Annotated in this window: 23 protein-coding genes; 15 read left to right on the top strand and 8 right to left on the bottom strand. The window is 62.6% G+C overall.

Annotated elements, in window-relative coordinates; genetic code table 11:
* Nucleotides 1–17: 17 nt before the first annotated feature.
* Both ACM62G_RS07695 and ACM62G_RS07690 read right to left on the bottom strand, forming a co-directional pair.
* Nucleotides 18–1,871, bottom strand: coding sequence for a DUF4105 domain-containing protein (locus ACM62G_RS07695; RefSeq protein ID WP_419736961.1), 1,854 nt, complete (start codon nt 1,869–1,871; stop codon nt 18–20).
* Nucleotides 1,872–1,934: 63 nt separating this feature from the next.
* Nucleotides 1,935–2,423, bottom strand: a complete 489-nt coding sequence (locus tag ACM62G_RS07690; protein ID WP_054059049.1) for a DUF3015 domain-containing protein — start codon at nt 2,421–2,423, stop codon at nt 1,935–1,937.
* A gap of 269 nt (nt 2,424–2,692) precedes the next feature.
* On the opposite strand from ACM62G_RS07690, the gene ACM62G_RS07685 reads away from it, so the two are divergent.
* Together ACM62G_RS07685 and ACM62G_RS07680 are read left to right on the top strand one after the other, a co-directional pair.
* Nucleotides 2,693–5,131 carry a Lon protease family protein gene (locus tag ACM62G_RS07685; RefSeq protein ID WP_054059048.1) on the top strand — a complete coding sequence of 813 codons (2,439 nt, stop codon included), beginning with the start codon at nt 2,693–2,695 and terminating at the stop codon, nt 5,129–5,131.
* A 257-nt stretch (nt 5,132–5,388) separates the two neighbouring features.
* The gene (locus ACM62G_RS07680) at nt 5,389–5,706 is read left to right on the top strand and encodes a hypothetical protein (protein WP_054059047.1); all 318 of its coding nucleotides are present in this window, start codon (nt 5,389–5,391) and stop codon (nt 5,704–5,706) included.
* A gap of 4 nt (nt 5,707–5,710) precedes the next feature.
* Here the strand turns inward: ACM62G_RS07680 and ACM62G_RS07675 are convergent, their stop codons facing one another.
* The gene (locus ACM62G_RS07675) at nt 5,711–7,537 is read right to left on the bottom strand and encodes a hypothetical protein (protein ID WP_419736960.1); all 1,827 of its coding nucleotides are present in this window, start codon (nt 7,535–7,537) and stop codon (nt 5,711–5,713) included.
* A 172-nt stretch (nt 7,538–7,709) separates the two neighbouring features.
* On the opposite strand from ACM62G_RS07675, the gene ACM62G_RS07670 reads away from it, so the two are divergent.
* Together ACM62G_RS07670 and ACM62G_RS07665 are read left to right on the top strand one after the other, a co-directional pair.
* Nucleotides 7,710–8,198 carry a TIGR00645 family protein gene (locus ACM62G_RS07670; protein ID WP_017905389.1) on the top strand — a complete coding sequence of 163 codons (489 nt, stop codon included), beginning with the start codon at nt 7,710–7,712 and terminating at the stop codon, nt 8,196–8,198.
* A gap of 190 nt (nt 8,199–8,388) precedes the next feature.
* The gene (locus tag ACM62G_RS07665; RefSeq protein ID WP_054059045.1) at nt 8,389–9,006 is read left to right on the top strand and encodes an FKBP-type peptidyl-prolyl cis-trans isomerase; all 618 of its coding nucleotides are present in this window, start codon (nt 8,389–8,391) and stop codon (nt 9,004–9,006) included.
* Between the two features lie 127 nt (nt 9,007–9,133).
* Here ACM62G_RS07665 and ACM62G_RS07660 read toward each other — a convergent pair whose 3' ends face one another.
* From ACM62G_RS07660 to ACM62G_RS07650, 3 genes are all read right to left on the bottom strand, one after another.
* Nucleotides 9,134–9,391, bottom strand: coding sequence for a hypothetical protein (locus ACM62G_RS07660; protein WP_054063774.1), 258 nt, complete (start codon nt 9,389–9,391; stop codon nt 9,134–9,136).
* Nucleotides 9,392–9,596: 205 nt separating this feature from the next.
* Nucleotides 9,597–9,938 carry a zinc ribbon domain-containing protein YjdM gene (locus ACM62G_RS07655; protein WP_017905392.1) on the bottom strand — a complete coding sequence of 114 codons (342 nt, stop codon included), beginning with the start codon at nt 9,936–9,938 and terminating at the stop codon, nt 9,597–9,599.
* A gap of 132 nt (nt 9,939–10,070) precedes the next feature.
* Nucleotides 10,071–11,039, bottom strand: coding sequence for a polyprenyl synthetase family protein (locus tag ACM62G_RS07650; RefSeq protein WP_054059043.1), 969 nt, complete (start codon nt 11,037–11,039; stop codon nt 10,071–10,073).
* 333 nt (nt 11,040–11,372) lie between these two features.
* Between ACM62G_RS07650 and rplU the strand changes: the two genes are divergently transcribed.
* The 5 genes from rplU (at nt 11,373) to ACM62G_RS07625 (ending at nt 15,111) form a co-directional block, all read left to right on the top strand.
* Nucleotides 11,373–11,687, top strand: coding sequence for a 50S ribosomal protein L21 (gene rplU, locus ACM62G_RS07645; RefSeq protein ID WP_017905394.1), 315 nt, complete (start codon nt 11,373–11,375; stop codon nt 11,685–11,687).
* A 33-nt stretch (nt 11,688–11,720) separates the two neighbouring features.
* The gene (gene rpmA / locus ACM62G_RS07640; protein ID WP_003281574.1) at nt 11,721–11,978 is read left to right on the top strand and encodes a 50S ribosomal protein L27; all 258 of its coding nucleotides are present in this window, start codon (nt 11,721–11,723) and stop codon (nt 11,976–11,978) included.
* Between the two features lie 187 nt (nt 11,979–12,165).
* Nucleotides 12,166–13,389 (top strand): Obg family GTPase CgtA, encoded by a 1,224-nt coding sequence (cgtA, locus tag ACM62G_RS07635; RefSeq protein WP_054063775.1) that lies wholly within the window; start codon nt 12,166–12,168, stop codon nt 13,387–13,389.
* A gap of 121 nt (nt 13,390–13,510) precedes the next feature.
* Nucleotides 13,511–14,629 (top strand): glutamate 5-kinase, encoded by a 1,119-nt coding sequence (gene proB, locus ACM62G_RS07630; RefSeq protein WP_419736959.1) that lies wholly within the window; start codon nt 13,511–13,513, stop codon nt 14,627–14,629.
* Nucleotides 14,630–14,649: 20 nt separating this feature from the next.
* The gene (locus tag ACM62G_RS07625; RefSeq protein WP_054059040.1) at nt 14,650–15,111 is read left to right on the top strand and encodes a CreA family protein; all 462 of its coding nucleotides are present in this window, start codon (nt 14,650–14,652) and stop codon (nt 15,109–15,111) included.
* A gap of 193 nt (nt 15,112–15,304) precedes the next feature.
* Here the strand turns inward: ACM62G_RS07625 and rpsT are convergent, their stop codons facing one another.
* Nucleotides 15,305–15,577: a 30S ribosomal protein S20 gene (gene rpsT, locus ACM62G_RS07620; RefSeq protein WP_010451812.1), complete on the bottom strand. Its 273-nt coding sequence runs from the start codon at nt 15,575–15,577 to the stop codon at nt 15,305–15,307.
* A 252-nt stretch (nt 15,578–15,829) separates the two neighbouring features.
* Between rpsT and murJ the strand changes: the two genes are divergently transcribed.
* The 6 genes from murJ to ispH all read left to right on the top strand — a co-directional run bounded on the left by murJ (nt 15,830) and on the right by ispH (nt 23,229).
* Nucleotides 15,830–17,368 (top strand): murein biosynthesis integral membrane protein MurJ, encoded by a 1,539-nt coding sequence (murJ, locus tag ACM62G_RS07615; protein ID WP_419736958.1) that lies wholly within the window; start codon nt 15,830–15,832, stop codon nt 17,366–17,368.
* An 87-nt stretch (nt 17,369–17,455) separates the two neighbouring features.
* Nucleotides 17,456–18,406 (top strand): bifunctional riboflavin kinase/FAD synthetase, encoded by a 951-nt coding sequence (gene ribF / locus ACM62G_RS07610; RefSeq protein ID WP_419736957.1) that lies wholly within the window; start codon nt 17,456–17,458, stop codon nt 18,404–18,406.
* Nucleotides 18,403–21,234, top strand: a complete 2,832-nt coding sequence (ileS, locus tag ACM62G_RS07605) for an isoleucine--tRNA ligase (RefSeq protein ID WP_054063777.1) — start codon at nt 18,403–18,405, stop codon at nt 21,232–21,234. Before ribF ends, ileS begins: the two co-directional genes overlap by 4 nt.
* The gene (gene lspA, locus ACM62G_RS07600; RefSeq protein ID WP_054059036.1) at nt 21,227–21,742 is read left to right on the top strand and encodes a signal peptidase II; all 516 of its coding nucleotides are present in this window, start codon (nt 21,227–21,229) and stop codon (nt 21,740–21,742) included. The genes ileS and lspA overlap by 8 nt, the downstream gene beginning before the upstream one ends.
* A 7-nt stretch (nt 21,743–21,749) precedes the next feature.
* Nucleotides 21,750–22,190 carry an FKBP-type peptidyl-prolyl cis-trans isomerase gene (gene fkpB / locus ACM62G_RS07595; RefSeq protein ID WP_192842728.1) on the top strand — a complete coding sequence of 147 codons (441 nt, stop codon included), beginning with the start codon at nt 21,750–21,752 and terminating at the stop codon, nt 22,188–22,190.
* A gap of 91 nt (nt 22,191–22,281) precedes the next feature.
* A complete protein-coding gene (ispH, locus tag ACM62G_RS07590; RefSeq protein WP_054059034.1) occupies nt 22,282–23,229 on the top strand; it encodes a 4-hydroxy-3-methylbut-2-enyl diphosphate reductase in 948 nt (315 codons plus the stop codon).
* Here ispH and ACM62G_RS07585 read toward each other — a convergent pair.
* Nucleotides 23,206–23,745 (bottom strand): GspH/FimT family pseudopilin, encoded by a 540-nt coding sequence (locus ACM62G_RS07585; RefSeq protein WP_416771721.1) that lies wholly within the window; start codon nt 23,743–23,745, stop codon nt 23,206–23,208. The two genes, ispH and ACM62G_RS07585, sit on opposite strands and share 24 nt — an antisense overlap.
* Between the last annotated feature and the right edge of the window lie 49 nt (nt 23,746–23,794).

Raw genomic sequence — 23,794 nt, 5'->3', positions numbered from 1 at the left:
GCCGTCGCGGGCCCGGCTCAATAGTGATACCACTTCAGTTCCAGCATCACCTCGTTTTCCGCCGACGCCAGTTTGCTGAATTCGCGCTGGGCGCTCAGGCGCAGGCCGAGGTTGCGCGACAGCTCCCATTGCTGGTTGAGGCTCAGGCTGCGGCGCACTTCACCGTTGGTGAAATAGTCGCCCTTGGCTTCCAGGCTCAGGTTGCCCAACGCATTCTTCCACAGCAGGCCGGTGTTGAAACCGCTGGCCGGTGACACGAAGGCGGCGAAGTCGGCATTGTGCTCCAGGCGCACGGTGCCCAGGGCGAAGCCGAGCAAGTCGTCGCCCAGTTGCCAGGTGGCGCCGCCGCCGCCGTTGACATGGCTGACCAGGGTCTGGTCGTCATGCTTGCCCGGGACCCGCTCCAGGCCACCCGTCACCTGCCAGGACCACGGCTGCAGCAGCGCGTTGCGTGGTGTCAGCGAACGGATGGTCGCCAGGTCCAACTGTTGCAGTTGCCAGTGGTTGCCTTCGTACTGGCGCAGTTTCATCTGCAGGATTTCGATCTGGGCACCCAGCGGGAAACCCTCGGCGTTGTCGTTCAGGTCGTGATAGGCCATGCGCAGGCCGTACTCGCCGAAGGCCTGGTCGCCCCGGGTACCGAGCCCGGCCTGCCAGGTGCGCGACTCATGGCCGTTTTCCGGCAGCCCTGGCGGGGTGATTTGCAACTCCGGTGCCGGGTTGCGGTTGATCGCCCGCAGCAGTTCGAAGCTGCGTTGCGCGCGTACCGGGTCGCGCTCCTGGCCATTGGCCCGGTAGCGTTCGAGCCGATAGGCGGCATCGACGATCAGCGCCTGACGCTCGCGCGGCTGAGCCTTGAAGGCCGGGTCCTGCAGGGCGTTCTGGTCGGCGCTGACCTTGAGTACCCATTGCTGTTCCTCGGGGTCCAGCGGCTTGGCCCGCTCCAACAGCTCACGCTCGCGGGACGGGCGGTAGTCGATCTTCTCCACCAGGCCGGCTTCCTTGACCGCCTTCACGGTGTCGGTGGGGATGGCCGTCAGGGGGAACTGTCCGGTCAGGTGCAGGCCGGGGCGGGCGACCTGCAGCAGTTCCAGCAGGCGATAGGAGCAGTTTTCGTCGAAGAAGAAATAGTCGAAGCGGATCTGCTTCAGTTCCCAGACGTGCTCGACCATCCGCGCGGTTTCTTCCGGAGTCAGGTTCAGCCGGTACTCCCACAGATCGCGGTTTTCCAGGCTGCGGTATTCCGACAGTTTCTCCTGGTAGGGCACCAGGGCGAACAGCCCCGGATAACCGCCCATCAGGCCTTTCCAGGCATAGAGGATGCTGTTGTCCGAGCCTTCGATGTAGGCGCCGAAGTTGATCGCGTAGCTGAGCAGCGAGGTCTGGTCGCGCTGCACATCGGCCTGGTCGATTCGCAGCAGGGTGTGGCCGAACATCGATGATGGGCTGTTCAGGTAGGCGGCGGGAAAGATCATCACCGTACTGTGGGGGGCGACATCCTTGAACCACTGGTCGAATTCCGAGCAGTCCGGCGTCGGCAGGTCCTTGAGTTGCAGTTGTGTCTTGAGCCAGCGGGTACGTGCCGGGTAGACGCATTGGGCGTGCTGATTGCCGGCGCTGGCCGGTGCGTAGAGTGCGGCGACGGTGGCCTTCAGCTCCGCATCGGGGTGATGGGCGCCGTCAGCGGCGAGAAAAAATTTGCTGTCGCTGACGTAGCTGCGCCAGCCGCCGAGCTTGGCGTGTTCATAATGGCCCAGGGAGATCCAGAAGGGATCGTTGGCCAGTTGCTGCAAACGTTGATCGTCGAGGTGTGAAGCGGCCTGGAGTGGGGTACAGGCACAGAGCGCCAGGTAGGCAAGGCGTTTGAGCATGGTCGGCAACTGTTGTCCGGGTCGGGCAGGGAATGCCCGCCCCGAAGGGCGGGCGGGTCACGCTCAAGCCTGGGTGGCGTACTTGGCCAGGCGTGGATCGCTCTTGAGAACGGCCAGGGTGTTGGTGTGCACGTCGTCGGCGGTGACGTCAGCCTTGTTGAAGATCTGCTGGAAGTGCTCGTGAGTCACGGCGGCGAAATGCGCACGATCTTCCGGCGCCACACCGAGCACCACGGCATAGGTGGTCAGCGCCTCGCCCTGGCCCTTGGCCATGTCTTCCGACAGTTCGTTCATCATGCCATTCATGGCGATCCAGGATTTGCCGCCATAGGTCAGCGCGTCCTTGGTCGAGCAGCCGTTGGTACCGGAGGTCATGCCGAAGGTGGCGTTACCGGAGGTGCCGTTGGTGGTGGAGGCCAGGAAGTGCGCCGGGGTACCGCGCTGGCCTTTGAACAGCATGTTGCCCCAGCCGCAATCCGGGCCGCCTGGTGCCTGGGCCATGGCCTGGAGAGAGACGACGGTGAAGAGAGTACCGAGAAGAATCCGTTTCATAGCTTTGTTCTCTTTGTGTGCATGTCAAAACAAGGGACCGGTCTGTTCGAGCCCCGGTGGGCCGGTTATGGTCCGGCCGCGCACGTTGGAGTTTAGGCACGATCCAAGGGTTCCGTGATTTTTTGCCTGAAGAATGATGTACATGCTTTGTAGTACGGTTCCGAGGGCTTTTGTCCCGCCGTGAGGTTTCGCCTGCCTGTCGCCTTGCCAGCCGGGGGCGGCGAGCGCCAGAATGCCTGCATCTGCCCCGCCTGATGTAAGGAAGCCCGATGTCTGATTCTGTTGCTGCCAGCCTGCGTCTTGCGCCTGAAGCGCTGACTCGCCCTTTTTCCGCTGAACAGTTCAGCTTCTCCACCACCAATGATCTGGAGCCTTTTCGCGGTGTGCTCGGCCAGGAACGCGCGGTCGAAGCGTTGCAGTTCGGTGTGGCGATGCCACGCCCCGGTTACAACGTATTTGTCATGGGCGAGCCGGGAACCGGTCGCTTCTCGTTCGTCAAACGCTACCTGAAGGCCGAGGGCAAGCGTCTGCAGACTCCTTCGGACTGGGTCTACGTCAACAATTTCGATGAGCCGCGCGAGCCGCGGGCGCTGGAGCTGCCCGCGGGCGAGGCCGGCGCGTTCATCAGCGATATCGGTGGCCTGATCGACAACCTGCTGGCGACCTTTCCGGCAGTTTTCGAGCACCCGTCCTACCAGCAGAAAAAGAGCGGTATCGACCGTTCCTTCAATCAGCGTTATGACCGCGCCCTGGACGTGATCGAGCGCCTGGCACTGGAGAAGGACGTCGCCCTGTACCGTGACAGCAGCAATATCGCCTTTACCCCCATGAGCGACGGCAAGGCCCTCGACGAGGCGGAGTTCGCCCAATTGCCGGAGGCCGAGCGCGAGCGTTTCCACACCGACATCGCCGAGCTCGAGGAGCGCCTCAACGAGGAGCTGGCCAGCCTGCCGCAATGGAAGCGCGAGTCGAGCAACCAACTGCGTCAGTTGAACGAGGAAACCATCACCCTGGCGCTGCAGCCGCTGCTGGCGCCATTGTCGGAGAAGTACGCGGAAAACGCGGCGGTCTGCGGTTATCTGCAAGCCATGCAGGTCAATCTGCTGCGCACCGTGGTCGAGCAACTGGTGGACGACAGCAAGACCGATGCGGTGGCGCGCAAGCTGCTCGAGGAGCAGTACGCCCCGAGCCTGGTGGTCGGGCATCCGGCCAGCGGCGGTGCGCCGGTGGTGTTCGAACCGCATCCGACCTACGACAACCTGTTCGGCCGGATCGAATACAGCACCGACCAGGGCGCGCTGTACACCACCTACCGGCAACTGCGCCCGGGCGCGCTGCACCGGGCCAATGGCGGCTTCCTGATCCTCGAAGCCGAGAAGATGCTCAGCGAGCCGTTCGTCTGGGATGCCCTCAAGCGTGCCCTGCAGTCGCGCAAGCTGAAGATGGAGTCGCCGCTGGGCGAACTGGGGCGCCTGGCGACCGTGACCCTGACGCCACAGATGATCCCCTTGCAACTCAAGGTCATCATCATTGGCGCGCGTCATCTGTATTACACCCTGCAGGACCTGGACCCGGACTTCCAGGAGATGTTCCGCGTGCTGGTGGACTTTGACGAAGACATTCCGATGGTCGACGAGAGCCTGGAACAGTTCGCCCAGTTGCTCAAGACCCGTACCTCGGAAGAGGGCATGGCGCCGCTGACCGCCGACGCGGTGGCGCGCCTGGCGACCTACAGCGCCCGCCTGGCCGAACACCAGGGGCGGCTGTCGGCGCGCATCGGTGATCTGTTCCAACTGGTCAGCGAGGCGGACTTCATCCGTCACCTGGCCGGCGACGAGCGCACCGATGCCGGGCATATCGAGCGGGCGCTGAAAGCCAAGGCCACGCGCACCGGCCGGGTCTCGGCGCGGATTCTCGACGACATGCTGGCGGGGATCATCCTGATCGATACCGACGGTGCGGCGGTCGGCAAGTGCAACGGCCTGACGGTGCTGGAGGTCGGCGACTCGGCGTTTGGCGTGCCGGCGCGGATCTCCGCCACGGTCTATCCGGGCGGTAGCGGTATCGTCGATATCGAGCGTGAGGTGAACCTTGGGCAGCCGATTCACTCCAAGGGGGTAATGATTCTCACCGGCTATCTGGGTAGCCGGTATGCCCAGGAGTTCCCCCTGGCGATCTCCGCGAGCATCGCCCTGGAGCAGTCCTACGGTTATGTCGATGGCGACAGCGCGTCCCTCGGCGAGGCCTGTACGCTGATTTCGGCCCTGTCGAAGACCCCGCTCAAGCAGTGCTTCGCCATTACCGGCTCGATCAACCAGTTCGGTGAGGTGCAGGCGGTGGGCGGGGTCAACGAGAAGATCGAGGGCTTTTTCCGGCTCTGCGAGGCCCGTGGCCTGACCGGCGAGCAGGGGGCGATCATCCCGCAGGCCAACGTCGCGACGCTGATGCTCGACGAGAAGGTCCTGCAGGCGGTGCGTGCCGGGATGTTCCACGTGTATGCGGTACGCCAGGCCGATGAGGCGCTGAGCCTGCTGGTGGGCGAGCCGGCCGGTGAGCCGGATGCCGACGGCCAGTTCCCGGAGGGCAGCGTCAACGCGCGGGTGGTGGAGCGCCTGCGGGTGATTGCCGAATTGATCAGCGAGGACGACCTCAAGGAGGCCGAGAAGGAGGCCGCCGAGCAGGCGCTGGCGGAGGTCAAGCCGTCCTGACAGGCGTTGTGGCGGCGGGCTCGCTGTGGGAGCGGGCCCGTCCGCGAAGCTTTTGGGGGCGCCTGCGCTGACGAACCTGCTCTCCCAAGGGGTAGGTCAAGAGTTTGACGTTTTTCGAAAAAGGTGTCCGTTTGTCCTCCAGGCTCTTGTGTTGCCTGGATTTATCCTATTCTCTGGGCAAGGACATCCACTGTAGTCACTGGAACGATACAGGCTCCATCGGGGTCTGAAGACAGGATCTACCGAGGGTCGCCGTCATGTCGCGCAGCCTGTGTCTCACCCGTCAATGCCTGGGTCTGGTCACCCGTATCGAATGCGTTATTCGCCCGCTTGCCGGGGATAACGGAATGTGGACCCTCCTGTTCGCCGCCGGAATGGCCGGAGAACAACCTTCCGCGATCAAGTCCCAGGGCCCGTTCCATGGCCCCTTCGTTGCCGAATCCATCCTCGACTCGATTGTCGAAAGCCTGACCCTGCACGGCTACCAGTTGGCCGAGGAGCCGCAGATCTGGCGGCTGCACCTGCAGGCGCAGCTACGGCAGATCAACGGCGAACGCAGCCGGCAACTGCATTGAGCAGTCATTCGGCCGGTTCGTTGTTCTGGACCTTGTCGAGCTTGACCTCGAAGCCGTATTCGACGGTCTGCAGGTCGGTGCGCTGGTAGCTTTCCAGGTGTGTCGGCTGGCCGTAGAAGTAATGCACCTCATAAACCGGCGCCGAGCCGGTTTTTCCGTTGTGGCCGCTGGAAAGAATCTCTTTCAGATAGTTGCCGCTGTCGTCCTTGGCATAAAAGCGCCAGGCATCGGCAGGGAACTGTTTCTGATCGACCACCAGGGCGTTGCCCCGTAGCTCCAGGCCCTTGGGCAACTGGCGGGCATCGAGGCTGTTCTTCTGGATGTTGGCGAGAAACAGCGGGATCGAGCCGATGGCGTAGGCCGGCGTTTCCGGAAACAGGTTGAGATCGTAGGTGATCGAGCCTTCCATCGGATCGACTTCAAAGGCTTCCTTGGGCAGTTCCAGTGGCTCGCCGCGCTTGCCCTGTTCGTCTTCGGCGAAAAAGGTCACCGGGCTGTCGCCGAGGTTGAAGGAGGAACCGAGCAACTCGTCGTTGAAGGTCCGGGGATGGTCGAACTCGATGCGCGCGGCGCTGGCGTCCTCGACCGACTGGCTGATGCTGACGCTCTTTTTCAGGTGCTCGGCATCGAGGTTGGCGTCCTTGAGGTAGTTGGCGGCCTGATCGTCGTAGACCACCACGGGCATTGGCAACGCCTGGATTTCCTTGCCGGTGGGGTTGTCGAACTGGCGTACCGGCAGGTCGAGGTCCTTGCGGTTGACCACCGCATCGGAGAAATCCAGCACGCTGATTTCCAGCCTGTCGACCAGGCCGTTGAAGTACACGCGGGTGTAGCGGCTGGGCTGGCCGGCCTCGAAGGTTTTCTGCTCATCGTCGAGTTTCTTCTCGAACTCGTCGCTCCAGCTCTTCTGCTTGAGCATTTCGTCCAGTTGCTTCTGGTAGAAGGCGAGCTGGGCGGCATTCTCGTTGATCGAGCCCGAGCGCGAGAGGAACTGCCCGGTTTTATCCCGGGCCTGGACGATCAGCGGGTTCAAGGGGGTATCGCCGAGTTGCGGGGCTTGCGGCGCGCTGTTGCTCAGTTCGACTTCGGCATTGTTCCTGTCGAGGGACACCAGGGTCAGGCTGATGTTGTCCTGGATCTGGCGCTTGCCGATGTCCTTGCCGGTCAGGCTGAAGGTCACGATTTTGCGCGGGGCGATCACCTCGATCTTGCCGTGCAGGGTGACCGGCTGTGGCTGTTTGCTGTTCTCGATCTCCAGCCCCTCGATATAGGGGTAGCTGACGGTCAGGTCATCCGGGTTGGTCAGGTTCGCGCTGGAGGGGCTCAACTGGATCCCGGGATCGGTTTCCGACCATTCCGGCTGGAAAGGGATCACCTGCTTGTCGCTGAGGGTTACCGACTGCCATTCCAGTGCGTGGGGGAAGGGGAATTCGGTCGGGTAGTTGAAACTGAACGGGAAGATCGGCTGCAGGTCGGTCAGGTAGTCGGAGCTGGATTTCTTGCGCAGCACGAACAGCCCGTTGATATAGGTCTCGGCCAGGGCCTGGGGGCTTGCGTAGTGCTTGAGCAACGCCAGGGCATCGTCGCCGTACTCGGTCTCGATCGGCTTGTCCCGCAGGCGCAGGCGGGCCCGTTCGAGCAGCAGCAGCGAGCCGCCGAGGTCCGCCACGGCGTCCTTGAGCTTGGGGTCCTGAATGCCGTCCAGGGTTTTCTCGAACTGCGCGGTCCGTTCTTCAAGGCTGGCCTGGGGCGGCTTGTCGTGGGGCGAGCAGGCGTTCAGCAGCAGAGCGGCCGAGAGTCCGAGGCAACCCAGGGGGCGTCGCAAATCCATTGTTTAGTTTTCCTGTCCACAGTACATGCGCGATGTCATTGATGCCGACACTAGCAGAAAATTGCCCGGAAGCAGCTGTCCTGCCGTTGAACGAGGTGCGTGATGCAGGCTTTTTCCCTCGGGTTGAGGCGCTGGTATACTCGCGGCCATTTTCAGGCGATATGTGAGATTCATGGAACGGTTTATTGAAAATGCGATGTATGCGTCGCGCTGGCTGTTGGCGCCGATCTACTTCGGCTTGTCCCTGGGGTTGCTGGCACTGGCCCTGAAATTCTTCCAGGAAGTGTTTCACGTTATTCCCAACGTGTTTTCCATGGCCGAGTCCGAGCTGATCCTGGTGCTGCTGTCGATGATCGACATGGCCCTGGTGGGCGGGCTGCTGGTGATGGTGATGATGTCCGGCTACGAGAACTTCGTCTCCCAGCTGGATATCTCCGACGACAAGGAGAAGCTCAGTTGGCTGGGCAAGATGGACTCCACTTCGTTGAAGATGAAAGTGGCGGCGTCCATCGTGGCGATCTCCTCGATTCACCTGCTGCGGGTGTTCATGGACGCCAAGAACGTCGATCCGGTGCATCTGCAGTGGTACGTGATCATTCACATGACGTTCGTGGTCTCGGCGTTCGCCATGGGCTACCTGGACAAGGTGACCAAGCACTGATCCCCGGCTGCCATGTCGACCCGCACCGCCCGTTCGTTGTGAAACGCACGGGCGGTGTCGTTTCTGGGGATGGGCTGCTAACCGTGGGTGCTTCTGTGCTAGTCTGCCCACCCTTTTTGGTTCCGGGCGCGAGGGGAGATGCCGTGTTTTCAGGGTATTTTCCGGAGCAGTCCCACAGCGGAGCAGTATGATGTCCGAAGTAAATCTGTCCACCGACGAAACCCGCGTCAGCTACGGTATTGGCCGTCAGTTGGGTGACCAGCTGCGTGACAACCCGCCACCCGGCGTCAGCCTGGACGCGATCCTGGTCGGTCTGACCGACGCCTTCAACGGCCAGCCAAGCCGTGTGAGCCAGGAAGAACTGTCCGCCAGCTTCAAGGTCATTCGTGAAATCATGCAGGCCGAAGCGGCCGCCAAGGCTGAAGCCGCAGCGGGTGCCGGCCTGGCGTTCCTGGCGGAAAACGCCAAGCGTGAAGGTATCACCACTCTGGCCTCGGGCCTGCAGTTCGAAGTGCTGACCCAGGGTGACGGCGCCAAGCCAACCCGTGAGGACACCGTGCGCACTCACTACCACGGTACCCTGATCGACGGCTCCGTGTTCGACAGCTCCTACGAACGTGGCCAGCCTGCCGAGTTCCCGGTGGGTGGCGTGATCGCCGGTTGGACCGAAGCCCTGCAACTGATGAACGCCGGCAGCAAATGGCGTCTGTACGTGCCGAGCGAGCTGGCCTACGGCGCCCAGGGCGTTGGCAGCATCCCGCCGCACAGCGTGCTGGTGTTCGACGTCGAGCTGCTGGCCGTCCTGTAAGCCGCTGCTGAAGCAGGCGGTGCGGCGATCCGACTGGCCCGCGCAGAGGCGATGGCCTGTTCGCGACTAAATCGTATCGCCGGACCGCCTGCTCCCACAGGGGCAGTGGTGTGAGCCTGAGTAGAGTTCACATCTGCAGCTTGCTGTGGAGATCCGCCGTGGGGCGCAATGCCCGGGCATAACAGAACAGGAACAGGTTGCGCACCAGTTCCTTGAGCACCAGCGGTTCGCTGGAACTCAACCCGCTGACATCCAGGTCGCCCTGGTCCTGCAGCTCATGCAGCGCTTCTTCCTCCAGTACCGCACAGACTTCACCCGTTTCCCGATGCAGGATGCGCAGGTAAGGGTGTGGGCGGTCCAGCCAGGCATCGATCAAATAAGTCATGGTCTCATCTCCTTGATGGGTTTCAATGAGAATAATTCTTATTCAAAGAATAGCAAGTGCCTATTGGCGGATTCCTGGTTTTTCTGTGGGGGAATTGGTCTGAAATCGGGAATCGGGGGAGGAGGGGGACGCCAGGGGGAAACTGCCGGTGATCCGAGGCTGCTGGCGACAGGGGCTGGTGCCGCGTCGCCAGCGTGGCATTTCCTCAGGCTTTGCGGACGAATTCCGATTTGAGTTTCATCGGGCCGATGCCGTCGATCTTGCAGTCGATATCGTGGTCGCCATCGCACAGGCGGATGTTCTTCACCTTGGTGCCGACCTTGACCACCAGCGAGGTGCCCTTGACCTTGAGATCCTTGATCACGGTAATGGTGTCGCCATCCTGGAGGATATTGCCCACGGAGTCCTTCTTCACGTTGTCGTCGGAGGCGGCTTCGGCTTCGCCGTTGGCGGACCACTCATGGGCGCACTCCGGGCAGACCAGTTGGACGCCGTCTTCGTAGGTGAACTCGGAATTGCATTTCGGGCAGGGTGGCAACGTGCTCACTAGGGCTCCTCAGGTTTTGGGAAGGCTAAAAGCGCACATTATATAGGGTTTTGTCGGCGAGGGGGGAATGACGCGGACGTCTGCCGGAGCGTGCGGTTCGCCACACCGCACGCTCCGGCAAGGAGAGGTGTGTCAGTGGGTGCGGGCGACGGCGAACTCGCTCAGTTCGACCAGCGCATCGCGGTATTCGCTGGCTGGCAGCGCCTCCAGGCAGGCAATCGCCCGGGCCACGTAGTCACGGGCCAGTTGGGCGGTGTATTGCAGGGAGCCCGAAGCTTCCACGGCAGCGCGGATGCTTTCCAGGTCCTCGATTCCGCCTTTCTGGATGGCCCGACGTACCAGGGCGGCCTGTTCCGGCGTGCCTTCGCGCATGGTGTAGATCAGCGGCAGGGTCGGCTTGCCTTCGGCGAGGTCGTCACCGACGTTCTTGCCCAGGGTCTCGGCGTCGCCCTTGTAGTCCAGCAGGTCGTCGACCAGTTGGAAGGCCACGCCGAGGTGGTCGCCAAAGGTACGCAGGGCTTCGGCCTGCTCCGGTGTCGCGCCGCACAGGGCGGCGGCGCTGTGGGTCGAGGCCTCGAAGAGCATCGCGGTCTTGCCGCGGATGACTTCCATGTAGGTTTCTTCGGTGGTGCTGGCGTCGCGGACCTTGGACAGTTGCAGCACTTCGCCCTCGGCGATGATGCGGGTGGCCTGGGAGAGGATCTTCATCACCGGCATCGAGCCCAGTTCGACCATCATCTCGAAGGAGCGCGAATAGAGGAAATCACCGACCAGGACGCTGGGCGCGTTGCCCCACATGGCGTTGGCGGTGGAGCGGCCGCGGCGCATGCCGGACATGTCGACCACATCGTCATGCAGCAGGGTGGCGGTGTGCAGGAATTCGATGGTGGCTGCCAGCAGACGCAGGTCGTCGCCTTCGCGACCCAGGGCCTTGCCGCAAAGCAGTACCAATAAAGGACGCAGGCGCTTGCCCCCGGCCGAGGTGATGTAGTCACCGATTTTCGAGACCAGCGGCACCCGGGAAGTCAGCTGCTTCTTGATGATACCGTCGACGGCGCTAAAATCGTCCGCCACCGCGCGGTAGAAAGCTTGGGGTTGCATCAGCGAGGGTCGCTCCAGAAGGGTTGCGCGGCATGCTAGGGCGGGGGGTACGGCCTGTCAAGGCGGCCCCGGGCACCGTGAACGCTGCAGCGCTCGATAATCCTGCCCCAAAAGCCGGCTCGGACGACCGTTTTCAGGGAGAGCGTCCGCAGGACAGCGCCTCCTATCCACTTGCAAGGAATCGACAGCTTGCGTACAATCGCGCACCCTGAACTTCCTGGGCAGCACCTGCCTTACGCAATTGCACTTGGGCCGTTCCAGCCCCATGCAGCCATGCCAGTCAATACCTTTACCTATTAAGCGCTGGGTGAGCAGGATTATCGGAGAAATACCATGTCTTACGCAGTAATCGTTACCGGCGGCAAGCAGTACAAAGTCGCCCCAGGTGAATACCTGAAGATTGAAAAACTGGAAGTCGCCACTGGCGAATCCGTTACCTTTGATCGCGTTCTGTTGGTTGCCAACGGCGACGACGTGAACATCGGTGCTCCAGTTGTTGCTGGCGCTACCGTTTCGGCTGAAGTGGTTTCCCAAGGCCGTCACGACAAGGTCCGCATCATCAAGTTCCGCCGTCGTAAGCACCACATGAAGCGCATGGGTCACCGTCAGTGGTACACCGAGATCAAAATCACCGGTATTCAGGCTTAATTCGCCTAATTCCCTTTTTGGAGTATTGAACTCATGGCACACAAAAAAGCTGGTGGTAGTACCCGTAACGGTCGCGACTCAGAAGCCAAACGACTTGGCGTGAAGATGTACGGCGGCCAGGCTATCAAAGCGGGCAACATCATCGTGCGTCAGCGCGGCACCCAATTCCACGCCGGTTATGGCGTTGGCATGGGTAAGGATCACACCCTGTTCGCTAAAGTCGAAGGCGTGATCAAGTTCGAAGTAAAAGGCGCCTTCGGTCGTCGTTACGTGAGCGTCGTCGCAGCTTAATCGCGGCAATGCTGGAGAAGCCCTGTCTTGCGACGGGGCTTTTTCGTTTGTGGGGTGAGTCTCTTGCAAAGCTGTTCGTGTGAGCCGTGCGCTGGTTTCATGGGTGGATAGGTGGCGCTACGCTCATCTTTGCAAGAGTCTTATGTCTTGATTTCCATCGGCTCGTCCCGGTGACGAGAGGCGTGTTATGAAGTTTGTTGATGAAGTATCGATTCGCGTAAAGGCTGGCGACGGCGGTAACGGTTGCATGAGTTTCCGTCGGGAAAAATTCATCGAGAAGGGTGGGCCCAACGGCGGTGACGGTGGGGATGGTGGTTCGGTCTATATGGTTGCCGACGAAAACCTCAATACCCTGGTGGATTACCGCTATACCCGGCATTTCGAGGCCGAGCGCGGATCGAACGGCGGCAGCACCGACTGCACCGGGAAAAAGGGTGATGACCTGGACCTGCGCGTGCCGGTCGGCACCACGGTGATCGACTCCGCGACCCAGGAGGTCATCGGCGACCTGGTCAAGCATGGTCAGCGCCTGCTGGTGGCTCATGGTGGCTGGCATGGCCTGGGCAACACCCGCTTCAAGTCCAGTACCAACCGTGCACCGCGCCAGACCACGCCGGGCAAGCCGGGCGAGCAGCGTGACCTCAAGCTGGAAATGAAGGTGCTGGCCGACGTCGGTCTGCTGGGCCTGCCGAATGCCGGCAAGAGTACCTTCATTCGTTCGGTGTCGGCCGCCCGTCCGAAAGTGGCGGACTATCCGTTCACCACGCTGGTGCCGAACCTGGGTGTGGTCAGTGTCGACCGCTGGAAGAGCTTCGTCATCGCCGACATCCCCGGCTTGATCGAGGGGGCTTCGGAGGGTGCCGGCCTGGGGATTCGCTTCCTCAAGCACCTGGCGCGTACCCGTCTGCTGCTGCACCTCGTCGACATGGCGCCGCTGGATGAAAGCAGTGCCGCGGATGCGGCTGAAGTGATCGTCAACGAGCTGGCGCGCTTCAGTCCGTCGCTGGTCGAGCGTGATCGCTGGCTGGTGCTGAACAAGTGCGACCAGATTCTCGAGGAAGAGCACGAGGCGCGGGTCAAGGAAGTGGTCGATCGCCTGCAGTGGACCGGCCCGGTCTACGTGATCTCGGCGATCGCCAGCGAGGGTACCGAGCGTCTGACCCGTGACATCATGCGTTACCTGGAGGATCGTCTCGATCGCCTGGCCAGCGACCCGGCCTATGCCGACGAGTTGCGTGAGCTCGACCAGCGCATCGAGGATGAGGCGCGTGCCCAGCTGCAGGCTCTGGATGACCAGCGGGCCCTGCGTCGCAGCGGCGTCAAGAGTGTCCACGACATCGGCGACGATGATTGGGATGAAGATGACTTCGATGATGAGGATGGTCCGGAAATCATTTACGTCCGCGACTGATTCATTCGGTAAACTAGAACGCCGCTCCCCTGAGCGGCGTTTTGGTATCCGTAATACGTAAATCACATAATCGCGTGGGTGGCGCCCGGTTGCGCTGCCTGCTGGCAAGGGTTGGAAGATCATGCGGAGCAAGGTGACAGGTGCGCAGCGTTGGGTCGTGAAGATCGGCAGCGCACTGCTGACGGCGGACGGCAAGGGCCTGGATCGCGCGGCAATGGGTGTCTGGGTTGAGCAGATGGTGGCATTGCACGAGGCTGGCGTGGAGCTGGTGCTGGTGTCGTCCGGCGCGGTGGCGGCGGGCATGAGTCGGCTTGGCTGGACTGCTCGACCGAGTGCCATGCATGAATTGCAGGCAGCGGCGGCTATCGGCCAGATGGGGCTGGTGCAGGCCTGGGAGTCGAGCTTTGCCGAGCATGGGCGCCATACCGCACAGATCCTGCTGACCCACGACGACCTGTCCGATCGCAAGCGCTACCTCAATGCGCGCAGCACCTTGCGTGCGCTGGTGGAGCTCAAGGTCATCCCGGTGATCAACGAGAACGACACGGTGGTCACCGACGAGATCCGTTTCGGTGACAACGACACCCTGGCGGCGCTGGTGGCCAACCTGGTGGAGGCGGACCTGCTGGTGATCCTGACGGATCGCGATGGCATGTTCGATGCCGATCCGCGCAGCAACCCCGATGCGCAGCTGATCTACGAGGCTCGCGCCGACGACCCGGCGCTGGATGCCGTGGCGGGCGGCACCGGTGGCGCCCTGGGGCGTGGCGGCATGCAGACCAAGCTGCGGGCGGCGCGGCTGGCGGCGCGCTCGGGCGCGCATACCATCATCGTCGGTGGTCGCCTGGAGCGGGTGCTCGATCGTCTCAAGGCGGGCGAGCGCATCGGCACTCTGTTGTCGCCGGAGCGTGGCATGCTGGCGGCGCGCAAGCAGTGGCTGGCCGGTCACCTGCAGACTCGTGGCACCCTGGTACTCGACGACGGTGCGGTGAATGCGCTGGCGCGTGATCACAAGAGCCTGTTGCCGGTAGGGGTCAAGCTGGTCCAGGGCAGCTTCCGTCGTGGTGAAATGGTGGTGTGCGTGACGCCGGACGGTCGTGAGATCGCTCGTGGGTTGGCCAACTACAGTGCGCTCGAGGCGCAGAAGATCATCGGTCAGTCGTCGGATGCCATTGTCGGCCTGCTGGGCTACATGGCTGAGCCGGAGCTGGTTCATCGCGATAATCTTATTCTGGTGTGATCGAGTCGAGGGGAGTGCGCATGGGGTTGGCAAAGGGATTGTTCGGGTTGCTCCTGGCGTTGCCGCTGCTGGCGTCGGCCGAGGAGATCGGTCAGGTGTCGACGGTGTTCAAGTTCGTCGGGCCGAATGACCGGATCGTGGTCGAGGCGTTCGATGACCCCAGGGTCGAGGGTGTGACCTGTTATCTGTCGCGGGCCAAGACCGGTGGCCTGAAGGGCGGCCTGGGGCTGGCGGAAGATCGTGCCGAGGCTTCGATCGCCTGTCGCCAGGTTGGGCCGATCCGCTTCAGTGGTGAGCTCAAGGATGGCGAGGAGGTATTCAAGGAGCGCACGTCGCTGGTGTTCAAGACCATGCAGGTGGTGCGCTTCCTCGACAAGAAGCGTAATACCCTGGTGTATCTGGTCTACAGCGATCGTGTGATCGAAGGGAGTCCGCAGAATGCGGTGACGGCGATTCCGATTCTGCCGTGGCCGAATCGGTAGGGTGTCGAGTTGGCGTGACCTTGCTGCGCCGCGCCTTGTAGGTGTCGGGCTTGCCTGCGAATAGGTTCTTGAACCTTGCGTTGCCGGAGAGGGCGCTTTCGTGGGTAGGCCCTGCTCCTGCAGAGGGTGTGGTTCTTGAATTGCAGGCAATAAAAAACCGACCCTTGGGTCGGTTTTTCAGCAGGCTGGTCGCTTAGGCAGCAACAGCCAGGGCCTTGATGTGGCCATTCAGACGGCTCTTGTGACGAGCGGCCTTGTTCTTGTGGATGATGCCCTTGTCGGCCATGCGGTCGATAACAGGCACTGCCAGAACGTAGGCGGCTTGTGCTTTAGCGGCGTCTTTTGCGTCGATGGCTTTGACTACGTTCTTGATGTAGGTACGAACCATGGAACGCAGGCTGGCGTTGTGGCTGCGACGCTTCTCAGCCTGTTTAGCACGTTTTTTGGCGGAAGGTGAGTTGGCCACCGTCGAGCTCCTCGAAAGACTTTTTAGGGAATAGCAAACAAAATAGGCCGCGAATCATGCCGATGAGTTGAAGGCTTGTCAAGGGCGAACGACGCGCTCCGCCGAGTGGTCGATGTGGCGCTTCGGATGTTTCTTTCCGGCGTACGACCTGTAAACTCGCGAGCTTTGGCTCTGTGCTGTTGCGGCGCGGAGTATCGCACAGCCGGGCGCCATATTCGCCTGCCTCTTCATTCCAGGGCGCACAATTTTTCAATGAATCTGCTCAAGTCGTTGGCTGCCGTCAGTTCCATCACGATGCTTTCCCGGGTGCTGGGCTTCGTTCGCGACACCATCCTCGCCCGGGCCTTTGGCGCGGGGATGGCGACCGACGCCTTCTTCATCGCCTTCAAGCTGCCCAACCTGCTGCGACGGATTTTCGCCGAAGGGGCCTTTTCCCAGGCGTTCGTGCCGATCCTGGCCGAGTACAAGAGCCAGAAGGGCGAGGAGGCGACCCGGACCTTCATCGCCTATGTCAGCGGCCTGCTGACCCTGGTGCTGGCCCTGGTGACGGCGCTGGGCATGCTCGCCGCGCCGTGGGTGATCTGGGCGACCGCGCCCGGCTTTGCCGATACGCCGGAGAAGTTCAGGCTGACCTCCGACCTGCTGCGGGTGACCTTTCCTTATATATTGCTGATCTCGCTGTCGTCCCTGGCCGGGGCGATCCTCAACACCTGGAACCGTTTCTCGGTCCCGGCGTTCGTGCCGACGCTGCTGAATATCAGCATGATCATCTTTGCCCTGTTCCTGACTCCCTACTTCGACCCGCCGGTGATGGCGCTGGGCTGGGCGGTACTGGCGGGTGGCCTGGCACAGTTGCTCTACCAACTGCCGCACCTGAAGAAGATCGGCATGCTGGTGCTGCCGCGCATCAACCTGCGCGACAGCGGTGTGTGGCGAGTGATGAAGCAGATGCTGCCGGCGATCCTCGGGGTGTCGGTCAGCCAGATTTCGCTGATCATCAATACGATCTTCGCCTCGTTCCTGGTGGCGGGGTCGGTATCCTGGATGTATTACGCCGACCGCCTCATGGAACTGCCCTCCGGTGTGCTGGGCGTGGCGCTGGGCACCATCCTGTTGCCGATCCTGTCCAAGACCTACGCCAACAAGGATCGTCACGAGTACTCGCGGATTCTCGACTGGGGCCTGCGCCTGTGTTTCGTGCTGGTGCTGCCGTGCTCGCTGGCGCTGGCGATCCTTTCCGAGCCGCTGACCGTGTCGCTGTTCCAGTACGGCCAGTTCAGCGCCTTCGATGCGTCCATGACCCAGCGGGCGCTGATCGCCTACTCGGTCGGCCTGCTGGGGATCATCATGATCAAGGTGCTGGCGCCCGGCTTTTATGCCCAGCAGAACATTCGCACGCCGGTGAAGATTGCGATCTTTACCCTGACGGTCACCCAATTGCTCAACCTGGCCCTGGTCGGCCCGTTGGCCCATGCCGGGCTGGCGCTGGCCATCAGTGGTGGCGCCTGCCTCAATGCCGGTCTGCTGTTCTGGCAGTTGCGCCGGCAGAAACTGTTCGTCGCCCAGGCGGGCTGGGGGCTGTACCTGTTGAAACTGGTGGTTGCCGTTGGCGTGATGTCGGTGGTGCTGTTGGGGCTGATGCATGTCATGCCGGCGTGGGACCAGGGGCATATGCTCGAGCGCTTCCTGCGCCTGGGGGCGTTGGTGGTGGCCGGTGTGGTGGCCTACTTCGGTATGCTGCTGCTGATGGGGCTGCGCCTGCGCCACTTCAACCGCAAATCGTTGATGTAACCGGCGCAACGGATGTCGACGCATGACGGGTACTAAGCTCGGCCGGGTATGGTTATAATCGGCCACTTTATGAGCAAGAAGCGCGTTATGCAGCTGGTTCGAGGCCTCCACAACCTGCGTCCCCGGCACCGGGGCTGTGTCGCCACCATTGGCAACTTTGACGGTGTTCATCGTGGTCACCAGGCTATCCTGGCCCGGCTGCGCGAGCGTGCGCGGGAGCTGGGGGTGCCCAGCTGCGTGGTGATTTTCGAACCGCAACCGCGCGAGTTCTTTGCCCCGCAGACGGCGCCGGCGCGCCTGGCGCGCTTGCGCGACAAGCTGCAGTTGCTGGCTGCCGAAGGCGTCGACCGGGTACTGTGCCTGGCGTTCAACCAGCGCCTGAGCAAGCTCAGCGCCGCCGAGTTCGTCGACACCATCCTGGTCGAAGGCCTGGGCGTACAGCACCTGGAAGTCGGTGACGACTTCCGTTTCGGCTGCGACCGTGCCGGTGATTTCGATTTCCTGCTACAGGCCGGCAAGGCCAGTGGCTTTTCCGTCGAGGCGGCACAGACCGTTGAACTCGATGGCCTGCGGGTCAGCAGCACCCAGGTGCGTAATGCCCTGGCGGCGGCCGATTTCCCCTTGGCCGAGCGCCTGCTGGGGCGTCCGTTCCGGATCGCCGGGCGGGTGCTGCATGGGCAGAAACTGGCGCGCCAACTGGGCACGCCAACGGCCAACGTACAGCTCAAGCGCCGTCGCGTGCCATTGACCGGGGTCTACCTGGCCAGTGTCGAGATCGACGGCCAGCCGTGGCCGGGTGTCGCCAATATCGGCGTGCGGCCTACGGTAGCAGGTGATGGCAATGCCCACCTGGAAGTGCATCTGCTGGATTTTGCCGGTGATCTGTATAACCGGCGTTTGACGGTGGTTTTCCACCACAAGCTGCGCGATGAGCAGCGATTCGCCTCCCTGGAGGCGCTCAAGACGGCGATCAATGCGGACGTCGCCGCCGCCCGTGCCCACTGGCAGGGTTCACCGCTTACAAAGAGCCTGAAATGACCGACTACAAAGCCACGCTTAACCTCCCGGACACCGCCTTCCCGATGAAGGCCGGCCTGCCACAGCGCGAACCTCAGATTCTGCAGCGCTGGGACAGCATTGGCCTGTACGGGAAGTTGCGCGAGATTGGCAAGGATCGTCCGAAGTTCATCCTTCACGACGGTCCTCCCTACGCCAACGGTACGATTCACATCGGTCACGCGCTGAACAAGATTCTCAAGGACATGATCGTCCGCTCCAAGACCCTGGCCGGCTTCGATGCCCCCTATGTGCCGGGTTGGGACTGCCATGGCCTGCCGATCGAACACAAGGTCGAAGTGACCCACGGCAAGAACCTGGGCGCGGACAAGACCCGCGAACTGTGCCGCGCCTATGCCAGCGAGCAGATCGAGGGGCAGAAGTCCGAGTTCATCCGCCTGGGCGTGCTGGGCGACTTCGCCAACCCCTACAAGACCATGGACTTCAAGAACGAGGCCGGTGAAATCCGCGCCCTGGCCGAAATCGTCAAGGGCGGCTTCGTGTTCAAGGGCCTCAAGCCGGTGAACTGGTGCTTCGATTGCGGTTCGGCCCTGGCCGAAGCCGAAGTCGAATACCAGGACAAGAAATCCCAGACCATCGACGTGGCCTTCCCGATCGCCGACCAGGACAAGCTGGCCGCCGCGTTCGGCCTGCCATCGCTGGGCAAGCCGACTTCGATCGTGATCTGGACCACCACCCCGTGGACCATTCCGGCCAACCAGGCGCTGAACGTTCATCCGGAGTTCAACTACGCGCTGGTGGATGTCGGTGACCGCCTGCTGGTGCTGGCCGAGGAACTGGTCGAGTCCTGCCTGGCGCGTTACAAGCTGGAAGGTTCGGTAGTGGCGGTTGCCAAGGGCCAGGCCCTGGAACTGATCAACTTCCGTCATCCGTTCTATGATCGCCTGTCGCCTCTGTATCTGGCCGAGTATGTCGAGCTGGGTGCCGGTACCGGCGTGGTTCACTCCGCCCCGGCCTATGGCGAGGACGACTTCAAGAGCTGCAAGCATTACGGGATGTCCAACGATGACATCCTCACCCCGGTGCAGAGCAACGGTGTGTATGTCGAGTCCCTGGAGTTCTTCGGCGGCCAGTTCATCTTCAAGGCCAACCCGGCCATCGTCGAAAAACTCGCCGAAGTCGGTGCGCTGCTGCACACCGAGACCATCAGCCACAGCTACATGCACTGCTGGCGCCACAAGACCCCGCTGATCTACCGCGCCACCGCGCAGTGGTTCATCGGCATGGACAAGGCGCCGGCCTCTGGCGACACCCTGCGCGAGCGTTCGCTCAAGGCCATCGAGGACACCCAGTTCGTTCCGGCCTGGGGCCAGGCGCGCCTGCATTCGATGATCGCCAACCGTCCGGACTGGTGCATCTCCCGCCAGCGCAACTGGGGCGTACCGATCCCGTTCTTCCTGAACAAGGAAAGCGGCGAGCTGCACCCGCGCACCGTCGAACTGATGGAGCAGGTGGCCCAGCGCGTCGAGAAAGAGGGTATCGAGGCCTGGTTCAAGCTGGATGCCGCCGAGCTGCTCGGTGACGAGGCTGCGCAGTACGACAAGATCAGCGACACCCTCGACGTCTGGTTCGACTCGGGCACCACCCACTGGCACGTACTGCGCGGTTCGCACCCGGTCGGCCACGAGAACGGCCCGCGTGCCGACCTCTACCTGGAAGGTTCGGACCAGCACCGTGGCTGGTTCCACTCGTCCCTGCTGACCGGCTGCGCCATTGACAACCATGCGCCGTACCGCGAGCTGCTGACCCACGGCTTTACCGTCGACGAGGCCGGCCGCAAGATGTCCAAGTCCCTGGGCAACGTGATCGCGCCGCAGAAGGTCAACGACACCCTGGGGGCCGACATCATGCGCCTGTGGGTCGCCTCGACCGACTATTCGGGCGAGATGGCCGTCTCCGACCAGATCCTGCAGCGCAGCGCCGACGCCTACCGGCGTATCCGCAACACCGCACGGTTCCTGCTCTCCAACCTGAGCGGCTTCAACCCGGCCACCGATATCGTCCCGGCCGAGGAAATGCTCGCCCTGGATCGCTGGGCCGTGGACCGCACCCTGCTGCTGCAGCGCGAGCTGGAAGTGCACTACGGTGAGTACCGCTTCTGGAACGTCTACTCCAAGGTGCACAACTTCTGTGTGCAGGAGCTGGGCGGTTTCTACCTCGACATCATCAAGGACCGCCAGTACACCACCGGCGCCAACAGCAAGGCCCGGCGCTCCTGCCAGACCGCGCTGTTCCACATCTCCGAGGCGCTGGTGCGCTGGATCGCGCCGATCCTGGCGTTCACCGCCGACGAGCTGTGGCAGTACCTGCCGGGCGAGCGCAACGAATCGGTCATGCTCAATACCTGGTACGAAGGCCTCAGCGAACTGCCGGAAGGCTTCGAGCTGGGTCGCGACTACTGGGAGCGGATCATGGCGGTCAAGGTCGCGGTCAACAAGGAACTGGAAGTGCAGCGCGCCGCGAAGGCGGTGGGCGGCAACCTGCAGGCCGAAGTGACCCTGTTCGCCGAAGAGGCACTGGTCGCCGACCTGGACAAGCTGAGCAACGAACTGCGCTTCGTGCTGATCACCTCCACCGCGACGGTCGCGCCCCTGGCGCTGGCCCCGGCGGATGCGGTGGTCACCGAGGTGCCGGGCCTGAAGCTCAAGGTGGTCAAGTCCGGCCACGCCAAGTGCGCCCGTTGCTGGCACTGCCGCGAGGATGTCGGGGTGAACCCGGAGCATCCGGAAATCTGCGGCCGTTGCGTCGACAACATCAGTGGCGAAGGCGAGGTGCGTCACTATGCCTAATGCCAGTGCCGGCCGTTTCGGCCGCCTGGGCTGGCTGTGGTTGAGCCTGCTGGTGCTGGTCATCGACCAGGCCAGCAAGTTCCACTTCGAAAGCTCGCTGACCCTGTACCAGCAGATCGTGATCATTCCCGACTACTTCAGCTGGACCCTGGCGTACAACACCGGCGCGGCCTTCAGCTTCCTGGCCGAGAGTTCCGGCTGGCAGCGCTGGCTGTTCGCCCTGATCGCGGTGGTGGTCAGTGCGGTGCTGGTGGTCTGGCTCAAGCGCCTGGGGCGCAACGAGACCTGGCTGGCCATCGCCCTGTCGCTGGTGCTGGGTGGGGCGCTGGGCAACCTCTACGATCGCATGGCACTGGGCCATGTCATCGACTTCATTCTCGTGCACTGGCAGAACCGCTGGTACTTCCCGGCGTTCAACTTTGCCGACAGCGCCATTACCGTGGGCGCGGTGATGCTGGCGCTGGACATGTTCAAGAGCAAAAAGTCCGGAGAACCCGTTCATGACTGAACACGCAGTGGCTGAGCAACGGATCGGTCAGAACACCCAGGTCACCCTGCATTTCGCCTTGCGCCTGGAGAACGGCGACACGGTCGACAGCACCTTCGACAAGGCGCCGGCGACCTTCAAGGTCGGTGATGGCAGCCTGTTGCCCGGTTTCGAGGCCGCGCTGTTCGGCTTCAAGGCTGGCGACAAGCGCAGCCTGACCATCCCGGTGGAAAATGCCTTTGGTCAGCCCAACCCACAGAACGTGCAGATCATGCCACGCTCGCAGTTCCAGGATATGGAACTGTCGGAAGGCCTGCTGGTGATCTTCAACGATGCCGCCAATACCGAGCTGCCGGGTGTGGTGAAGGCGTTCGATGACGCTCAGGTCACCGTCGACTTCAACCACCCGCTGGCCGGCAAGGTGCTGACCTTCGAGGTGGAGATCATCGAGGTCAAGGCGCTGTCCTGAAGCACTATCCTGTAAAGGCCGGCTTGCCGGCGACCGACCGTGCAACCGGTCGGAATGATCCAACCCTTGCGCGCAAGACACGAGGCACAGCATGCAAATCAAACTCGCCAACCCCCGTGGCTTCTGCGCCGGTGTGGACCGGGCGATCGAAATCGTCAACCGGGCCCTGGAGGTCTTCGGTCCGCCGATCTATGTGCGTCACGAAGTGGTGCATAACAAATTCGTCGTCGAAGACCTGCGCGCCCGTGGTGCCATCTTCGTCGAAGAGCTGGACCAGGTGCCGGACGACGTCATCGTCATCTTCAGTGCCCATGGCGTTTCCCAGGCCGTGCGCAGCGAAGCGGCCGGGCGTGGCCTGAAGGTCTTCGATGCCACCTGTCCGCTGGTGACCAAGGTGCATATCGAGGTGGCGCGCTACAGCCGCGACGGTCGTGAATGCATCCTCATCGGCCATGCCGGGCACCCGGAAGTGGAAGGCACCATGGGCCAGTACGACGCCAGCAACGGTGGTGCGATCTACCTGGTGGAGGACGAGAAGGACGTCGCCGCGCTGCAGGTCCGCAATCCCGACAAACTGGCCTTCGTGACCCAGACCACCCTGTCGATGGACGACACCAGTCGGGTCATCGATGCCCTGCGCACGCGTTTTCCGGCCATCGGCGGGCCACGCAAGGACGACATCTGCTACGCCACGCAGAACCGCCAGGATGCGGTCAAGCAATTGGCCGACGAGTGCGATGTGGTGCTGGTGGTGGGCAGCCCGAACAGTTCCAACTCCAATCGCCTGCGTGAGCTGGCCGAGCGCATGTCCACCCCTGCCTACCTGATCGACGGTGCCGAGGACATGCAGCGCAGCTGGTTCGACGGTGTCGAGCGGATCGGCATCACCGCCGGCGCGTCGGCCCCCGAAGTGCTGGTACGCGGCGTGATCCAGCAGCTTCAGGCCTGGGGCGCGACCGGTGCCGATGAGCTGGCCGGCCGCGAGGAGAACATCACCTTCTCCATGCCCAAGGAACTACGCGTTCGCACGCTCCCCTGAGTCGGAGGCGCCGCAGAGCGCCTCCTGCTTCTCACCTGTTTCGAGCCTGACCCGACCTGTCCTGGCGAGCACCACGCGGTGCTGGCTCAGGGGCTTGTCCCTGGCGCAGATGTGCAGGGTGCCGCCTGCCACGCCGTCGTTGGTCGGCGCACCGATCGATGAGAACCGAACGAAACTTCTTACGTGCTGATTGCCGACAATCGGTCCGGCGCTGCTGTCCTGTCGTTCGATCAGGGTTGGATTGCTCCCGTCTTCAGGCCCCTGGCCGCTCAGGTCGAGAATGATGCGCCAACCCTGGCTCCAGTCATCGTTCAGTGCGTGGATGATCACGGCCTGGTTGCGCAGGATCGCCTCGGTGCGGGCCGTTTGCAGGCCGAGGGCGAGCTGTTCGGCAGACAGTTGACGACGTTGTGAGGCGAGCCATTCGCCGAATGACGGCCCCGCCAGCCTTGCCAGGACGGCGATAACCACCAGTACGGCCAATAGCTCCACCAGGCTCAAGCCTCGTTGATGCATGAACTCTCCCTCCTTGGAGAGGCCGGGGTGACAGACTTCGCGTTGATCC

Origin of the sequence: Pseudomonas sp. COR18 (genome assembly GCF_048568395.1) — a bacterium.
GTDB lineage: Bacteria > Pseudomonadota > Gammaproteobacteria > Pseudomonadales > Pseudomonadaceae > Aquipseudomonas > Aquipseudomonas fuscovaginae_B.
Note: the sequence above shows the minus strand (reverse complement) of the source record. Positions and strands in the feature narration are given on the sequence as shown.

What these genes read in the sequence shown, in the direction of transcription:
- rpmA (WP_003281574.1), top strand. Translation starts at nt 11,721, where the DNA reads ATGGCACACAAAAAAGCTGGTGGTAGTACCCGTAACGGTCGCGACTCA.
- ACM62G_RS07665 (WP_054059045.1), top strand. Translation starts at nt 8,389, where the DNA reads ATGTCCGAAGTAAATCTGTCCACCGACGAAACCCGCGTCAGCTACGGT.
- ACM62G_RS07680 (WP_054059047.1), top strand. Translation starts at nt 5,389, where the DNA reads ATGTCGCGCAGCCTGTGTCTCACCCGTCAATGCCTGGGTCTGGTCACC.
- rplU (WP_017905394.1), top strand. Translation starts at nt 11,373, where the DNA reads ATGTCTTACGCAGTAATCGTTACCGGCGGCAAGCAGTACAAAGTCGCC.
- murJ (WP_419736958.1), top strand. Translation starts at nt 15,830, where the DNA reads ATGAATCTGCTCAAGTCGTTGGCTGCCGTCAGTTCCATCACGATGCTT.
- ACM62G_RS07585 (WP_416771721.1), bottom strand. Translation starts at nt 23,745, where the DNA reads ATGCATCAACGAGGCTTGAGCCTGGTGGAGCTATTGGCCGTACTGGTG.
- ACM62G_RS07690 (WP_054059049.1), bottom strand. Translation starts at nt 2,423, where the DNA reads ATGAAACGGATTCTTCTCGGTACTCTCTTCACCGTCGTCTCTCTCCAG.
- ACM62G_RS07625 (WP_054059040.1), top strand. Translation starts at nt 14,650, where the DNA reads ATGGGGTTGGCAAAGGGATTGTTCGGGTTGCTCCTGGCGTTGCCGCTG.
- ACM62G_RS07675 (WP_419736960.1), bottom strand. Translation starts at nt 7,537, where the DNA reads ATGGATTTGCGACGCCCCCTGGGTTGCCTCGGACTCTCGGCCGCTCTG.
- ileS (WP_054063777.1), top strand. Translation starts at nt 18,403, where the DNA reads ATGACCGACTACAAAGCCACGCTTAACCTCCCGGACACCGCCTTCCCG.
- proB (WP_419736959.1), top strand. Translation starts at nt 13,511, where the DNA reads ATGCGGAGCAAGGTGACAGGTGCGCAGCGTTGGGTCGTGAAGATCGGC.
- lspA (WP_054059036.1), top strand. Translation starts at nt 21,227, where the DNA reads ATGCCTAATGCCAGTGCCGGCCGTTTCGGCCGCCTGGGCTGGCTGTGG.
- ACM62G_RS07695 (WP_419736961.1), bottom strand. Translation starts at nt 1,871, where the DNA reads ATGCTCAAACGCCTTGCCTACCTGGCGCTCTGTGCCTGTACCCCACTC.
- ACM62G_RS07685 (WP_054059048.1), top strand. Translation starts at nt 2,693, where the DNA reads ATGTCTGATTCTGTTGCTGCCAGCCTGCGTCTTGCGCCTGAAGCGCTG.
- cgtA (WP_054063775.1), top strand. Translation starts at nt 12,166, where the DNA reads ATGAAGTTTGTTGATGAAGTATCGATTCGCGTAAAGGCTGGCGACGGC.
- ispH (WP_054059034.1), top strand. Translation starts at nt 22,282, where the DNA reads ATGCAAATCAAACTCGCCAACCCCCGTGGCTTCTGCGCCGGTGTGGAC.
- ACM62G_RS07670 (WP_017905389.1), top strand. Translation starts at nt 7,710, where the DNA reads ATGGAACGGTTTATTGAAAATGCGATGTATGCGTCGCGCTGGCTGTTG.
- ACM62G_RS07650 (WP_054059043.1), bottom strand. Translation starts at nt 11,039, where the DNA reads ATGCAACCCCAAGCTTTCTACCGCGCGGTGGCGGACGATTTTAGCGCC.
- ACM62G_RS07660 (WP_054063774.1), bottom strand. Translation starts at nt 9,391, where the DNA reads ATGACTTATTTGATCGATGCCTGGCTGGACCGCCCACACCCTTACCTG.
- ribF (WP_419736957.1), top strand. Translation starts at nt 17,456, where the DNA reads ATGCAGCTGGTTCGAGGCCTCCACAACCTGCGTCCCCGGCACCGGGGC.